The sequence below is a fragment of the Microbacterium sp. Cr-K32 genome (genome assembly GCF_000708345.1).
Classification (GTDB): domain Bacteria; phylum Actinomycetota; class Actinomycetes; order Actinomycetales; family Microbacteriaceae; genus Microbacterium; species Microbacterium maritypicum_A.
The window spans coordinates 315,605-330,825 of record NZ_JARD01000028.1 but is presented as its reverse complement, the minus strand read 5'-3'; the positions used below and the strand labels follow the sequence as shown (position 1 = coordinate 330,825).

At 68.5% G+C, this 15,221-nt stretch carries 10 protein-coding genes; 6 read left to right on the top strand and 4 right to left on the bottom strand.

Annotated elements, in window-relative coordinates; all coding sequences use genetic code 11:
• Positions 1-183 precede the first annotated feature (183 nt).
• The 4 genes from GZ64_RS19900 (at position 184) to GZ64_RS0116025 (ending at position 9,934) form a co-directional block, all read left to right on the top strand.
• Positions 184-4,359, top strand: coding sequence for a PQQ-dependent sugar dehydrogenase (locus GZ64_RS19900; protein WP_029267593.1), 4,176 nt, complete (start codon positions 184-186; stop codon positions 4,357-4,359).
• Positions 4,360-4,997: 638 nt separating this feature from the next.
• Positions 4,998-6,512, top strand: a complete 1,515-nt coding sequence (locus GZ64_RS0116035; RefSeq protein ID WP_029259914.1) for an Ig domain-containing protein — start codon at positions 4,998-5,000, stop codon at positions 6,510-6,512.
• A gap of 118 nt (positions 6,513-6,630) precedes the next feature.
• On the top strand, positions 6,631-7,332 hold the full coding sequence (locus tag GZ64_RS0116030) for a class F sortase (RefSeq protein ID WP_051668111.1): 702 nt from the start codon (positions 6,631-6,633) through the stop codon (positions 7,330-7,332).
• A 67-nt stretch (positions 7,333-7,399) separates the two neighbouring features.
• Positions 7,400-9,934 carry a helix-turn-helix transcriptional regulator gene (locus GZ64_RS0116025; RefSeq protein WP_029259916.1) on the top strand — a complete coding sequence of 845 codons (2,535 nt, stop codon included), beginning with the start codon at positions 7,400-7,402 and terminating at the stop codon, positions 9,932-9,934.
• 45 nt (positions 9,935-9,979) lie between these two features.
• On the opposite strand, the gene GZ64_RS0116020 is transcribed toward GZ64_RS0116025, so the two are convergent.
• The 3 genes from GZ64_RS0116020 to GZ64_RS0116010 are packed head-to-tail and all read right to left on the bottom strand — an operon-like array spanning position 9,980 to position 13,334.
• Positions 9,980-11,224, bottom strand: a complete 1,245-nt coding sequence (locus GZ64_RS0116020) for an LCP family protein (protein ID WP_029267589.1) — start codon at positions 11,222-11,224, stop codon at positions 9,980-9,982.
• 59 nt (positions 11,225-11,283) lie between these two features.
• On the bottom strand, positions 11,284-12,672 hold the full coding sequence (locus GZ64_RS19520; protein ID WP_051668109.1) for a sensor histidine kinase: 1,389 nt from the start codon (positions 12,670-12,672) through the stop codon (positions 11,284-11,286).
• Positions 12,669-13,334, bottom strand: a complete 666-nt coding sequence (locus GZ64_RS0116010; protein WP_051668107.1) for a response regulator transcription factor — start codon at positions 13,332-13,334, stop codon at positions 12,669-12,671. Before GZ64_RS0116010 ends, GZ64_RS19520 begins: the two co-directional genes overlap by 4 nt.
• A 144-nt stretch (positions 13,335-13,478) precedes the next feature.
• On the opposite strand from GZ64_RS0116010, the gene GZ64_RS0116005 reads away from it, so the two are divergent.
• Both GZ64_RS0116005 and GZ64_RS0116000 read left to right on the top strand, forming a co-directional pair.
• Complete coding sequence (locus GZ64_RS0116005) at positions 13,479-13,859, top strand: hypothetical protein (protein WP_029267584.1); 381 nt, start codon at positions 13,479-13,481, stop codon at positions 13,857-13,859.
• Between the two features lie 28 nt (positions 13,860-13,887).
• Entirely contained in the window at positions 13,888-14,769 is an 882-nt protein-coding gene (locus GZ64_RS0116000) for a hypothetical protein (RefSeq protein WP_029267582.1), read from the top strand.
• Here the strand turns inward: GZ64_RS0116000 and GZ64_RS19225 are convergent.
• Positions 14,766-15,161, bottom strand: a complete 396-nt coding sequence (locus GZ64_RS19225) for a winged helix-turn-helix transcriptional regulator (protein ID WP_029267580.1) — start codon at positions 15,159-15,161, stop codon at positions 14,766-14,768. The genes GZ64_RS0116000 and GZ64_RS19225 overlap by 4 nt on opposite strands.
• Positions 15,162-15,221: the final 60 nt, after the last annotated feature.

Genomic DNA, 15,221 nt, shown 5'->3' with positions numbered 1-15,221 from the left:
AGCGACGGCCTCCTTCCGCCTTTCCCGTCCATCCGGCGAAAGCGCTTCCGAAGGCGCTTATGCCCCGAACTGCAGTACCGCTCGAGCCTTCTCCGCTGTAGTGCCGGCCCGGAGAGGGGCACGACCATCGGCACGACACCACACGACGACGACGTTGAGAGGTTTCTGATGCACGAACGAATCATGCGAACCGCGAGCTCGAGTTCCCGATCGGTCGCACCTCCTCCTCGATCCTTCGGCATACGACGAACGGGTGCGGTCGTCGCCGCGGCCGCCGTGGTCGGAGCGCTGCTGACCACGAGCCCTGCTGTCGCGGCGGAGCCGTTCACCGAACTCGTCGACTTCGAGGCCTACGAGCGCGTCGCACTGAACGGGCAGGACGGATGGACGTCGTCCGCGGCTCCCCGTGTGATCGCCGATCCGCTCAACGGTAACAACCAGGTCGTCGAGTCCGTCGGCGGCGGTCAGCAGTCGTATCGCGCGATCCCGGCCATCGCCGAGGGCACCACCGGCACGCTGTTCTTCCGCTTCCTGCGCACCGGCAGCGTCGACACCTCCTTCGGGGTGACCGATGTGGATGCGCCGAACGACTACGCGCACAGCCGCGCCTACGTGAACAACCAGAACGACGACGTGCTGCGCGTGCGCGACGGCGGGTCGTTCGCGCCGGCGGGCGTGTGGTCGAAGGACGCCTGGCAGTGCGTGTGGATCGTCGCCGACAACGCGGCCGACAAGGTCACCGTGTACAGCCAGGGCGGCGCATACGAGCAGCAGACCCGCCTCCCCGAGGGCGCCGAGCAGCAGTTCGGTTTCCGCCAGGCGGTGAACGGCGCGCTCGACCGATTCTTCTGGAAGAACGGCGCCACGAGCATGGGTCGCCTCCTGCTCGACGACGTGGCCGTCGACAACACGGGCGAGAACCTCGCGATCGCGACGGGCAACCCGGGCGACTGCGCACCGGGCGGCACGGCGAATGAGCCGCTGCTGAACCCGCTGCCCGACCCGGGAATGGCCGACCTCGGCATCGAGGTGACCGAGCTCGCGCAGCTGCCCGCGTCGCAGACGACGCCGGCCACGCAGGACCCGCGCCTCGTGCGCCACAACCGCATCACGCACCTCGACGAGGTGCCGGACGACTCCGGCCGGCTGATGGTGCCCGACAACAACGACATCCTCTACCTGGTCGACAAGGAATCGGGCGAATACGTCCCATACCTCAACGTCCGGAACGAGTTCATCGACAACTTCCACAACAGTGCAGGGCTCGGGACGGGCCTCGGCTCCGCGGAGTTCCACCCCGACTTCGCCGAGAACGGGCTGTTCTACACCGTCCACACCGAGGGCGGCACGGCGCTGACCGAAGACACCCCGGACTTCCCGGCCTTCGGCACCACCGCGTTCCACAGCGTGATCACCGAGTGGAAGGCCGACGACCCGTCGGCGGAGACCTTCGCCGGAACGCACCGCGAAGTCATGCGCATCCCGTTCGCGGGTCGTGTGCACACCGTGCAGCAGATCGCGTTCAACCCGACGGTGTCGGAGGGCGATGCCGATTACGGCAACCTCTACATCCTGGTCGGAGACGGCGGCAACGGTGTCGGCAACGGCAACCCGCAGGATCTGGCCACACCACAGGGCAAGATCCTGCGCGTGAGCCCGACGGGCGACGACAGCGAGAACGGCGAGTACGGCGTCCCGTCCGATAACCCGTTCGTGGACGAGGCGGATGCCCTGCCGGAGATCTACGCGGTGGGCATGCGCGACCCGCACCGCATCAGCTGGGACACCGAGGGCGACCACACCATGTATCTCGCGCACATCGGCGAGTGGCAGGTCGAGTCGATCTACGCCGTCGAACCAGGAGACAACTTCGGCTGGTCGGTGCGGGAGGGTTCCTTTCTCGCCGAGAACCGGCAGATCTTCCCGCTGCCGAAGGACGATGCCGAGAACGGCTTCACCTACCCGGTGGCCGCCTACGATCACAATCGCGACCCCGGCCAGACCGGTGATGCGGGAGTGGCCGTGAACGGCGGATTCGTCTATCGCGGTGAGATCCCCGAACTCCAGGGGCGCTACCTCTTCACCGATCTGGTGCGCGGTTGGGTGCTGTCCACGGATGCCGAGGAGATGGTGCGCAACGACGGCGACATCGACGACCTCGCCACGATCGAGGAACTGCGGGTCTTCGCCGACGGTGAGGAGACGACGTTCCAGAAGCTGGTCGGCGACACACGCGTCGACCTGCGGTTCGGCTCCGACGCCGACGGCGAGCTCTACCTCGTCTCCAAGGCGAACGGCAAGATCTGGAAGGTCACAGGGGCGCGGACGGTCGATGAGCCGACCACCCCGTTCGTCCTTCCGGCGCTCGCCCCGAACGTGGTCACGCACCATGATTTCGACCACCCGGACGCGGCGACGCCGACGATCGAGGTCGATCAGGGGCGCTCCGGCACCGATATCTCGCTGATCAACGGCGGGGTCGAGATGCGGGTCGCGGACCGCGCCTATCCCGGTGCGGGAGAGGCCCTGCAGACACAGCAGATGAGTCCGCGGACCGCGTCGAACGACGACTGGAAGGCGGGCATCTACGACGCGGACGGCGTCGATTCGCTCGGCGCGTTCGCCGACACCGACAAGGCCGCCGTCATGGGGTGGTTCAAGCCGACCGGCGATCACCCGGCCCCGAACTCGGGCACGGCGAACCCCGACGACGTGTACAACGCGATCGGTCTCGCGGGCGTGCTCACCGGTACCTCCGACGGTCACGCGGTGCGGGCGCTGCTCGAGGTCATCACGGTCGACGGCGAGCTCAAGCTCGTGGCGCTCGGGCGTCGAGTCGACGGCGCAGGTTCGTGGACGTTCGCGGCCGACCTGCCGTGGAACGAGATCCTCAAGAAGGGGCAGTGGGTTCACCTCGCGGCGACCTTCGACTTCGCGGCGGGCGAGATGAAGCTGTTCATGAACGGCGAGGAGCTCGCGGGGAAGTACACCGCGGCGAACCCGTGGGGTGGAGGAGCCACGTCCGACACCGCACCGGCCGGCATCAAGATCGGCGGCAGCTTCCCGCAGAACACGAAGGAGGCCAATCCGTTCAACGGGCGGATGGACGACATCATGCTGCTCGACACGGTGCCGACGGCCGAGCAGGTCGCGGCGCAGTATGCGCTGTACGCCGTGCCGCCGGTCGAACCGCCGACGCCGCCGACCTGCACACCGGACGGCGAGGTCATCACCGACGTGATGGAGGAGGGCGACTGGGCGCCGCGGACACCGGCCAAGTGGGACTTCCCCGGTGACCAGATCGTGCTCACCGAGGCGGGGACCAACCCGAACGACGGGATCCGCCGGCCGTTCGAGTACGCCGTGCTCACCGAGGGGCCGGAGCTCGGCTCGTTCGATCTCACCGGCGAGGTGCGCCTCGACGAGAAGGCCTCCGTGAACAACCGCGACGTGATCATCGTGTTCGGCTGGAAGTCGGACACGGAGTACTACTACGCACACCTCTCGCAGGACAACTCGATCTACCCGCACAACGGCATCTTCAAGGTGAACAAGGCGGATCGGGAGCGGATCGACGATCAGTGGGACGGCGCGATCGGTGCTCCACCGGCGGTCACGGACGAGGAGTGGCACGACGTGCGTGTGGTCCGCTGCGTCGACAGCGGCGAAATCGCCGTCTACGTGGACGGCCTCGACACCCCGCTGATGACCGCGAACGACACGACGTTCCCCGAGGGCCGGGTGGGCTTCGGCTCCTTCGACAACTTCGGGCGCCTGCGCGACCTCTCGATCACCGCGGCGGCCGTGGACACCACGGCGCCCGCGGTGACGGTCAAGAGCGGTGCGGAGTTCACGGTCGGACGGGACGGCGCCTACAGCAGGGCATCGTTCCAGCTCCAGGATGTCGGGATGATCGATCGGCTGACGCTGAACGGGGTGCCGAAGGACCTCACGGACGCGGTCTGGTCGGACCTCAACGGTGTCGTCCCCGGCGCGTTCGGGGCGGTCGAGGGGGAGAACACCCTGGTCGTGTACGACGTGGCCGGCAACGCCACCACCGTGCGATTCACCCTCGACGTCACCGGTCCCGCCGTCACCGTCAAAGACGGTGGAGCGTTCACCGTCGGTGCGGGCGGCTCGTACGGCCTGGTGTCGTACAAGCTCAACGACGCGGGCAGGGTGGATCGGCTGGTCCTGAACGGGGTGGGGAAAGACCTGACGGACAACGTCTGGTCAGACCTCAACTTCGTGAAGCCGGGAGCGTTCGGAGCCGTCGCCGGGGCGAACACTCTGATCGTGTACGACGTGGCGGGCAATGCCACGACCGTCCCGTTCACCCTGACGGGTGGTTCGCCGTGACGAGCGCCGCACGATAGTCCACGTCGTGCGAAGGAGCGGGCCCCGGGAAGCAGATCCTCCCGGGGCCCGCTCCGTCGATGACCGCGTCCGAGAGTCGACCGACCGGAGATCGCGCCCGAGGAGGATGGAGGGGGTGACCGGGACACTGGGGAGAGCGCGGGTCACCCACCTCCGCTGGCCGGGGAGCCAGCAGTGGGAGGAGCGGAAGAGGCCGCTCCCGAGATGAAGACGGTCCCCACCGCCTGCATCACCGGTCCCATCACATCAGCCGGAGAGTCGTTCGATCGCAGTTCAGCTTCGACTCCGTATCGATGTCCCCCGACTGAGGTGCCGTTCGTAAGGCGTGAAGTGGTCGCCGCCGTCGACGTAGGTATCGGCGGGAGGACGCGGGGCGCGTCACGATTCCCCGGCGGCACTTCCTCTGATGCCGGCGTGCGCGGCCACTGAGGCGACTCGTGGCCATCACTGCAATCGCTCGGAAGTGCCACGTCAAGGGGATCCCATCCTCTGGAGAGCTCCCCGCGGTGCGGTGGGGTGGGTTGTGCACGGTCCGCGGATCTGGGGGACAGCACAACACGAACCGTGCCCATCGACAGCAGCATCCGATCCTCCATTCGGGTGCCGAGGTAAGGAACAGCATGAGAAACACCAAGTCCGGCCGTTTCGCGCTCAGCGCGGGCGCGGTCGCCATCCTCGCCGGGGGGCTCTTCGCCGCCCCGCTTGCCGCGAGCGCTGCGGAGACGGATGCTCTCGACGTCGCCGTCAACCCCACCTCCGAGTGGGCCAACGGTGACGAGCAGATCGTCAGCATCGCTGCCTCGAACAACACCGACGAATCCGGCGTCGTCGACCTCACCTTCGGCGTCTCCGGCACGAACGGTCAGGAATGGCGACAGGACATCCTGGGCCACACGTCTGCACCGACCGTGACGATCGACGGCTCCCAAGTTCCGCTCACCTGGTCCGGAACGCAGGAGAAGCACCTGAGCTTCGAGGTCCCCGCAGGAAAGACTGCTCTCGTCTCTGCTCCGTTCACCATGAGAGCGTGGACCACGGATACCCACTCCGAGTACGCCACCGTCTCGGCGAGCACGCTCACCACGAGCACCGACACGGTGCCGGGAAACTGCCAGACCGGCACCGAAACGGACTGTCGCGCGACATGGGATGTCCCGCAGTGGTATTCGGAGGAACTCACACTCGCCAGCACTCCCGCAACCGGGGGCACGGTGCAGGCGGGGGATACGATCACCTACTCGCTCACGGCGCTCACTCATCTGTGGAACGCGAACGAGAACGTCGTCGCCGCAGCTGATCTGACGGACCTTCTCACGCACGCCACCCTCGTCGACGGCTCGCTGCAGACCACGAGCGGCTCCGTCGACATCGATGCAGACAACCGCCTCCACTGGAGCACCGCCGAGCTCGACCCCGCCGGTGTCGGCGACAACGGCTCGGGAGACCCTGAGACCGCCACGTTCCAGGTCACGGTCGACGATGACACGGCCGAGGGTTCCGCCCTGCAGGTCATTGCCGGCGGATACGGCTTCCACCCTCTGTTCGGTTCCGAGGGCCGCATGCTCGAAGCAGCAATGGACCCGACGACGGGCGCGATCACTCCCACGGCCGCGGCCACGAGCACCCTCACCGTCGCCGCCTCCGACGACATTCCCGTGCCGGCCATCACCGTGACCGGAGTCGACGACCAGGTCAACACCGTCGGCGACGATGTGGCGGTTCAGGTCGAGGCGTCGTCGAGCGACTCATCCGCGCTGAGCTACTCGGCTGACAACCTGCCGGACGGAGTGACCATCGATTCCGCGACCGGTGTGATCTCGGGCGTTCCTACTGCGGCCGGTGAGTACACCGTCACCGTGTCGGCATCCTCCGACTCGGCGGCAACGGTCGACACCACGTTCCTCTGGACCGTGAGCGCAGCATCCGCACCGATCCCGGATGACAGCACCGGGGCCGACACCTCCGACGGTGGCACGGCGACTGCGGGTGGACCCTCCGTGCACACCGGAGGAGCGCTCGCCGCCGATGCGGACTCGACGGCTCCCTGGGCGGTCGGCGGATCCGCGCTGCTCGCACTGCTGGCGGCGGCGGCCGGTGTGATCGGTTTCCGCAAGGTCCGGGCGCAGCGTAGCTGAGTCCTCCGTCCCGAGGTCGGCCCCATCGTCTCGATGACGACGTGGGCCGGCTTCTCGGTGCGTCTCGTCCTTCGCGGGCTCGTCCTTTCTCCCGCTCCCTCCTGACAGATTCGATGACATGAACATTCCGACCGTCTCCCCGACTCCCGGCGATGCCGACACCGCGTCCGTCCGGCGCGAGCGCAGGCTCCCCTTCGTGTGGATCGCCGGCGCAGCGGTTCTGATCGTCGTCGCGGCAGCACTTCCCTTTCTCTTCGGCGCGGGCGAGGAGCCCTCCGCGCCTGCGGAATCGACACGAGACATGGCCGGCAACGCGGTGGTGCTCGAAGACCCGATCCAGACCCCTCAGTCCCTCGCCCTCATGAACGTCGTCGAGGACCTCGGTGAGCGCTTCGCCGTACCGTCGGTGGGCTTGGACGTGCCGCTCGGCGGGCTCGACATGGTCGATGGTGAGATCACCCCACCGGGGTTCACATCGGCGTACACCGTGCGGAACCTGGGCGTCCCCGATGATCCGTCTGCGGGCACGACCTACGTCGTCATGCACTCGATCCCCGCTCCTGGCGTCGCGCCGGGCAACTACCTGATCGATGTCGCCGACGGACGTGCCGCCGTGCCCGCGGGTGCGCAGGTGCTGGTGGGAGAGAAGGTCTACGCGGTGGACTCGTCGTACTCGGTGGACAAAGGGGAGCTCTCCGCGCAGTCCGCGCTGTGGGCCGACCGTCCGGGACGGCTCGTGATCATCACCTGTCAGCAGCTTCCCTCCGGCGCGCGCTCGGTCCAGAACACGGTGATCGAAGCCCACCTCGTTGCCTCTTGAGACCCGATCGGGGTCTCGATTCCTCCGATCCCTCGCTTCTTCTGTCCTTCCAGGCCAAACTGAACGCATGTTCGGCAATCAGGTTGCCCTCACCGATGCGGTCGCCTACGTCCGATCCGGTGTCGACGTCGCGGTTTATGGTCGGCCGGGTAACGGACGCACCACCTTCCTGCGCCGCCTTCAGGAGGTGCTGCGGGCGAGCGGCTTCTCCGTCCTGCTGATTGCCGGCGCGCCCGGACTGAAGCGCGTTCCGCTGGGAGCACTCGCGGCGTTCTTCGGTGACCCCGCGCAGGTGTCGCGGTTGCCGGACGTCAGTGGCTACTCCCAACGCCTCAGAGAGGCGGCGCAGGCGGACTTCGTCGTGCTCGTCGATGATGCCGACCACCTCGACGACGCGTCGTGGGGGGTCATCCGGGCGGTTCAGCACCAGATGATGTTCCCCGTCGTGACGACGCACCGCCGCGTCAAGGAAGTGCTTCAGGGAGCGCGCAACCCTCACCTCGGACGCGCCTACCAACTCCGCTTGCAGCCGTTGCGGCTGGATGAACTCGAGGCTCTGCTGGAACAGCGCGCCGACGCGGCGATCGACCCCGCGACGTTGAGCCGCATCTTCGGCAAGTCCGGAGGGCTCGCGGGCCTCGCCATCGGCATCTGGGAGGTCGGTATCCAGGAGGGGCAACTGGTTCTGGTCGACGGCGTATGGGTGGCGCAGAGTGAGCTGTGGAGCCCGACGCTCGGTCGTCTCGTGGAACGCCACATCGGACCGCTGGGGCGACGGGAGAGAGGTGCGCTCGAACGCCTGAGTCTCGGTGGCCCGCTCGATCTCGACAGCACCGTGGCTCTCCTCGGTGGGGCTCTCGTCGAGAAGCTCGAGGAAAAGGCCCTTCTCACATTCGAGCCGGTCAACGGTCAACTGCGGTCGGCCGTCGCTCCGCCTCTGATCGCCGAGTACTTCCGACACCTCGCGCTTCCTGCGCGTGCCGCCCGGTTGGCGCGCGGGGACGCGGGATACATCGCGGATGAATCAATCCTTCGCGGGGTCACCGACGTCAGCGACCTCCACGCCGCGCAGCCGGACGCGATGTTCGTTCGCTCGGTGCAGGACGCGGCCCGCGCGCGACTCCTTCTCGCTCGAGCCGGATGGGAGCAGGACCCGAGCGCGAGGAACGCCTTCGCGTATCTGCTCGCGCTGGGCGCCGGTGACCTCGGACAGCGGGAGGTTCGTTCGATCCTCGACCGCACGGTCCATGATGACGACCTCATGGCGAGTGTGCGATTGCGGGGCTGGCACTCGGCCTGGCTCGCCGGACGGGGAAGCGTCGCACAGGCGAAGCAGTTGCTGCGCGACGGTGAGTCGTCTGCAGGGAAGTTCCGTCCAGCGCTGCAGGCGGCGCGGATGCGTCTGGAGCTGCTCTATGAGGGATACGACGGAGACATCCGCGATGAAGTCGCGCCACCAGAGGGGCTCCCCGATGACGTTCGCGGATTCGTCCGCGTCATCCGGGCCGCCGGACTCCTCATCGCCGGACGGATCATGGCCGCGGAGGAGGAGCTGGCTGAAGTGGATCCTCACAGTCTGGGCGCGGACTGGGCAGATCACGAGACCGTTCGCGGCCTGGTGCGCCTCGCGAAAGGCGAACATGCCCAAGCCACTCTTCTCGCCTACAGTGCGCTCGATCACGCGCGCGCCTCCGCGGATGCCACCGCCGTGCGCACGACCGCCTACTTCGCTGCGCTGTGCCAGCTGGTCCGCGGAGACTATCGGGAGGCCACGACGTTGGTGGAGACGGCGCTCGCGGTCGGGACTCCGAGCTCGAACGCGCCGACCTCGCTTCTGGGAGCGCTGTGTATCGGGAGCATCGTGGCGGGACGCACCGGGAGCGCAGGCCTCGCCCAGACGAGATTGGACCAGGCGGAGCGCCTCGCGATCTCGGATGGACCGTTTCCCGCCATGTCGACGAGCTGGCCGCGCAGCCAGATTCAGCTCGCCGCCGGGCGCGCCGATACCGCACGTCAGGAGCTTCTCCAGGGTGCTGAGCGCCTCTGGCGACGCGGGGCACGGTGGAGCGCGGTGCTGGTGCATCTGATCGAGTTGGAATTGTGGCCTGATCCCGAGCGATTCGAGGAGCTCCGTCCGCGTCTCGATGCCGTCGAGGGGGAGTTCGTCGGCGCCCTTCGCACATATGTCGAGGCACTCGTCACGAAGAATCCGACGCAACTGGAGGAGTCCGCACCGCGGCTCCTGCGCACCGGACGCGCCGGCTTCGCCGTCAACGCCTACGACCGCGCGGCACAGCTCTTCGAAGACGCGGGTCATGCGGAGGATGCGGAACGCGTACGCCGTGCCGGGGAGGAACTCATCGCCGGTCTCGAACCGGGGACGTTCGACGCGGCACGCTTCCGCAGCGCGGATATCCTGCTGACGAAGCGCGAGATCCAACTCGCGCGCTTGGCAGCCATGGGCTGGTCGAACCAGCAGATCGCCACGGAGCTGGTGCTGAGCGTGCGCACGGTGGAGAGCCATCTGCACCGCATCATGAAGAAGACCGCGACGACCAGCCGCCGAGACCTCGCCGAGTACCTTCCCGAGAGGTCTTTGTGACGGTCGAACCGTCGAAAGTCCCGGGTGGCGGCGGAGTCTCCCGCGCTACCCGGAGTACGGGCGCACGCAGGTGTCCTGCGCCGCACTCTGCCCGTCGACGTTCGCCGGCAGGCTCTCGGGCTGCGTCTCGGTGCCGGGCTGCGTCTCGGTGCCGGGCTGCGCCTCGGTTCCGGGCGTCGTCGTCGGTCCTTCGGACGGCGAGGCGACCGGCGGGGTGGCCAGCTCGCTGCCGCGGCCGGTGTGGTCGGCGCTGATGTTCACCGTCTCGCCCGAGGTCACCCCTTCCATCAGCGCGGCCGCGGCCTGCTCATCGGGGACGACACGATCGCCCGCCGGAAGGTGCGGATAGGAGACGAACGCGATGTTCTCGAGGGGGAGGTCGCTGAAGACCTTCGCCATCGACGCGAGGGTGCCGAGGTCGGCGAGCGGCGTGGACAGCGTCATGTTCCTGGTCGCCGCATCGGCGATCCCGTAGAGCTTCACCGGATCCGTCAAGGTGGACCGATCGCGGAGCGTGCGCACCAGAGAGGAGAGGAACACCTGCTGCGTCGAGATGCGGGCGAGGTCGCTCCCGTCGCCGATGCCGTAGCGGGAGCGCAGGAGCGCCAGAGCCTGTTCTCCGCTGAGGTCGTAGGTCCCGGCTTCGGGGATCTCCAAGCCGGAGTGCCGATCGTGTACCGGGCCGGCGAAGCAGATGGGCACGCCGCCGACCGCGTCGGAAGCGTCGATCACCCCGGTGAAGCTGATCTCCGCCGCGTAGGCGAGATCGATCCCGGTGAGTGCCGTGACCGTGGAGGCGACGCACCCCAGTCCGCCGCGGGCGAGGGACTCGTTGAACTGCACCCGGTGACCGGCATCCCAGGTCTTCCCGGAGTCGGGGTCGGTGCATGCGGGCATGTCGACGAGCAGATCGCGCGGGAAGGAGATCACGGTGGCCGCGTCGTGCGACTCGTTCACGTGCAGCAGCAGCGTCACGTCGTTCCTGCTGCCTTCGACGTCGCCGCCCTCACCGTACTGTGCCCCCTGCCCTGCGCGACCGTCGGAACCGACGAGCAGCACGTCGAACTCGCCGTCGAAATCCGCGACGACGGGTGGCTCGTCCGTGCGTGCGGGGTGCAGGTCGACCGTGGTGACGTTCTGCGACAACCGGATCGCCGCGACCGCGACCGTTCCTCCGCCGATGACCAGGACGGCGATTGCGGTCAGGGTGAGGAAGCGCCGCAGGCGTCTCCGGCGCTGTCCGCTCGGAGACGCCTGTCTGCGCGGAGAAGGGGACGGGGGAAGACTCATGGGCACGACCTCTCGACATCGGCGAACGGCCAGTGTCGAGGAGGAATGTCACACGAGTGTCACACGCGGGGCATGGTCACACGGAACGTCGCCCCGGGAGACCGGACCAGGAGTGTGAGGTCTCCGCCGAGGAGCCGTGCGTTGTCGCGGGCGATCGCGAGACCGAGCCCCGTTCCCACCCCGTCGGAGCGCGAACGGTCGGTGGTGACGAAGCGGTCGAACACCCGCTCCGTGTCGGCCTCGGCGATGCCGGGGCCCTGGTCGCCGACGTCGATGTGCACCGCGTCCCCGTCTTCGTGCACCCGGACGGTGAGGGGTGGTCGCCCGTGCCTGGAGGCGTTCGTGAGCAGGTTCGCCACCACGGTGTGCAGCCGGGCGGGGTCGGTGTGGATGCGGAGATCGGGGGAGATCGACACCTCGACGTGATCGACCCCTGTCGCGTCGATCACGTCGTGCAGCAGATCGGGGAGAGAGACGGTCGTGCGGTGCACGCGCGCGACCCCGGCGTCGAGGCGGGAGAGTTCGAGCAGGTGCTCGATCAGCGAGTGCAGGCGGCGGGTTCCGGTGCGTACGACCGCGGCGGCGACCGCCCGCTCCTCCGCCGTCGTCTGCTCGTCGTCGTCGAGGAGTTCGTCGACCGCCATCATCGACGTGAGGGGCGTGCGCAGCTCATGGGCGACGTCGCTGACGAGCCGTCGGGACTCCGCTTCCCGGCGCTGCAGCTGCGCGATGGTGGACCCCAACTGTTCGGAGGAGAGGCGAAGAGCATCGGCCACCCGGTCGACGTCGTCGAACGACGGTTTCCACGCCGGTGGCCCCTCGCCGGACCCGACCGCCTGCGCGGTGTCGACCAGACGGCGGAGCGGGCGTGTCAACGCTCCGCCGAGAAGGCGTTCGAGCAGCACGACGAGCACCACCACGCCGCCGCTCAGGAGCGCCCCGGAGATGACGAGCTCCCGCACCTGCTCCCGCTGCGGCTCCATCGAGTACGCCGTGACCACGGCGAGTCGGGCGCTCGGGTCCTGGGGGAGATCGTCCCGCACCACGGAGACGAAGAAGACGTCGCGCCCTTCGAGCGTGGTCATCAGCGACGTCAGGTCTCCGGAGCGACGGGTGTCGTCGATGGCGAGCGCATCCGGCACCTGGTCCGGCCGGAGCTCGCCCGCGCTCCGGCCGCTGTCGAGGTCGATGATGACCGTCTCGCCGGGAAGGATCTCGGCGTAGTACTTCCAGGTGTCCTCGGGGGACCCGGTGGAGATGGAGGTGAACAGGGCGTCCGCGGTGGTCGAGAACTCGTCGAGCAGCCCCTGTTGCCGGGATTCGTAGACGATCCGTCCCGCGGTGAGCACCACGACCCCGGTGACGAGGACCGACACCGCGATCGTGCTGCCCACGAGGGCGAGCGCGATCGCCGCACGGAGGGTGGGGCGACGCCGACGTGCGGTCATCGCAGCCGGTACCCGATCCCGCGGATGGTCTCCAGCTGCGGCGTCGAGACGTTCGCTGCGGTCAGTTTGGCACGCAGCCGCTGGATGGCGGTGTCCACGACCCGCGGGGTGTCGGGCGGCGACTGCGCCCAGACCGCGTCGATCAGTCGGGAGCGGCTCAGAGCGTGTCCGTCATTCAGGGCCAGCTCATGGAGGAGCCGGAACTCGGTGGCGCTCAGCGGGAGGGGCTCGCCGTCGGCCAGCGCCTCGGCGGAGTCCTCGTGCAGTTCGAGCGACCCGACACGCAGGGGCTCCACGGTGAGGCGGGAGCTGCGACGCAGAACCGTCCGCAGGCGTGCTTCGAGCACGGCCACGCTGACGGGCTTGGCGATGTAGTCGTCGGCTCCGGCGTCGAGGCCGACGACGACGTCTGCATCCTCGTCTCGCGCGGTGAGCATCACGGTCGGGAAGCCCCATCGGGTGCGGATCTCTCGGCACAGCGAGAACCCGTCGCCGTCCGGGAGCATGACGTCGATGATCGCGACATCCGGGACGATGAGTGCGGCGAGCCGGCGGGCCGAGGCGACATCCTCGGCTGTATCGACGGTGTGACCCCGGCGTCGCAGAGCGGTCGTGAAACCGAGGCGGATCTCCGCATCGTCGTCCACGAGCATGACCTTCATCAGGCGCCCACCTCCTCGGCCATCGTGCGCTTGCGATGATAGACGGGCGCGCCCGTGCGCATGCTCCACGCCCGTGGTCGCACGCGCCGCAGGAGATCGCACGCGGCGCAGGAGGCCGTCAGGCGGACCGGCTACCCTCGTGCCATGCGCCGAATCGTGGTCCTCCCCGTCGTCCTCGCTGCCGGACTCGCCGCCGGGCTCCTCGCCGGGTGCTCGCAGGTGACGCAGATGGCCGGCGACGCCGTGGGCATCGACGTGCAGGCGACCTGCACGACGATCGACGACGCCTACGGGCAGTACCAGTCGCTGCTCGACCAGGGTGAGGTCTCGGCGGAGCAGGCCGATGCCGCCCGCGATGAGCTCGTCGCATCGCTCGAGGGGCTCGCGGCGAACGTCGACGGCCAGCTGGGAGACCTCATCCGCTCGGGTGCCACGCAGATCGGCGGCATGACAGACCTGCAGGCTCCAGAGACGGTCGAGGCGATCGAGCAGCTCAAGGACTCGGCCTCGGCGTTCTGCGGCTGATCCTCCGGCCTGTGAGACGATGCCGGAGATGAGCACTGCTGCTGAAGACGAGCTCCGCGTCCTGCGGGCCCGCGCCTATGGTCCGACGGCGGACATCGAGAACGACCCGGCCGCACTCCGGCGCCTCCAGCAGCTGGAAGCGATGCGGCAGCCGAAGCCCGCGGTGGCCGATGCCATCGTGCCCGTTCCCGACGTCGAGCAGCTCGGGCGGGCTGCCCGAAACCGATCGGCCGACTCCGCTCGGCACGAGACATGGCCGGGAGAAGGCGCGCCGGAGCCGGAGGGGGACGCGCTCGACGTGTTCGCCGACGCCCCCGCCGATGTTCCCGCCGATCCGTCGGGTCCGGTCGCACCGAAGGAGGAACCGGCGGAGCGCATGGCGGCCTGGTTCTCGGAGCGCACGACCACGGTCCTCTGGTGGGTCGCGATCGTGGCTGCTGCCGCGATCTCGGCGGCCGTCACCTTCGCTCTCGTGAAGATCGCTCCCGTCGCCGTCTCCTCCGGAGCGCCGCAGATCGCCACCCTCGAACCCACGTCGGCCCTGCAGATCCCGGCAGGGTGGATGGGAGCCGGCCCGAGTTCCGCCGTGTTCGACTTCTACGGCCTGGCTCTGATGGAGACCACGGGAGGGTATGGCGGCGGGGGCATCGGGAGCGAGTGCTTCACCGTCGCCCGGGCCGACCAGGTTCCGAAAGTGGAGGAGTTCGACGCCTCCTCGAGCTGGAGCTACGACGGACCCATCTACACCGGCTGCGCCGTCGGCACGTTCCCCGCGACCGTCGAGGTGCCGTTCGACAGCAGCGCGCCGAAGGAACTCAGCGAACGGTTCCCCTCGGGAACGGCGCTGCAGTTCGTGTACGACGGCGAGCGCGTCGGGGTCTTCCTCGACAGCGACGGAGCAGACCGCTAGGCGACGACCGGATCCCGGTCGTCGGACGTGCCGGCTGTCACCGAGGCGCGCTGCCGTTCGGCGTACTGCGTGCCCCACCGTGTCAGTTCGACGAGCAGCGGCGTCGCGGTCGTGCCGAGTTCGCTGAGGCGATACTCGACCTTCGGCGGCACCTGCCGGTACACCGTGCGGGTGATGAGTCCGTCCTCCTCCAGCTCGCGCAGCTGGCGGGTGAGCACGCGCGCGGTGGGGTTCTCCAAGAGGCGCCCGAGTTCTCCGAACCGCAGCACCTCGTGCTCGCCGAGAAGCGTGAGGATGCTCGGCTTCCAGGCCCCGCCGAGGACCGCTATCGACACCTCGGCGTCGCATGACTCCGACCAGTCGCGCACGATCCGCTCGGTCTTCTCCCTCATCGCACCCTCCTCGTGCCGGTCGCCCATAGTATCCACTGTGTCAGTACGTGACAGGAATGA

What these genes read in the sequence shown, in the direction of transcription:
- GZ64_RS0116005 (WP_029267584.1), top strand. Translation starts at nt 13,479, where the DNA reads ATGCGCCGAATCGTGGTCCTCCCCGTCGTCCTCGCTGCCGGACTCGCC.
- GZ64_RS0116020 (WP_029267589.1), bottom strand. Translation starts at nt 11,224, where the DNA reads ATGAGTCTTCCCCCGTCCCCTTCTCCGCGCAGACAGGCGTCTCCGAGC.
- GZ64_RS0116010 (WP_051668107.1), bottom strand. Translation starts at nt 13,334, where the DNA reads ATGAAGGTCATGCTCGTGGACGACGATGCGGAGATCCGCCTCGGTTTC.
- GZ64_RS19900 (WP_029267593.1), top strand. Translation starts at nt 184, where the DNA reads ATGCGAACCGCGAGCTCGAGTTCCCGATCGGTCGCACCTCCTCCTCGA.
- GZ64_RS0116035 (WP_029259914.1), top strand. Translation starts at nt 4,998, where the DNA reads ATGAGAAACACCAAGTCCGGCCGTTTCGCGCTCAGCGCGGGCGCGGTC.
- GZ64_RS19520 (WP_051668109.1), bottom strand. Translation starts at nt 12,672, where the DNA reads ATGACCGCACGTCGGCGTCGCCCCACCCTCCGTGCGGCGATCGCGCTC.
- GZ64_RS19225 (WP_029267580.1), bottom strand. Translation starts at nt 15,161, where the DNA reads ATGAGGGAGAAGACCGAGCGGATCGTGCGCGACTGGTCGGAGTCATGC.
- GZ64_RS0116030 (WP_051668111.1), top strand. Translation starts at nt 6,631, where the DNA reads ATGAACATTCCGACCGTCTCCCCGACTCCCGGCGATGCCGACACCGCG.
- GZ64_RS0116000 (WP_029267582.1), top strand. Translation starts at nt 13,888, where the DNA reads ATGAGCACTGCTGCTGAAGACGAGCTCCGCGTCCTGCGGGCCCGCGCC.
- GZ64_RS0116025 (WP_029259916.1), top strand. Translation starts at nt 7,400, where the DNA reads ATGTTCGGCAATCAGGTTGCCCTCACCGATGCGGTCGCCTACGTCCGA.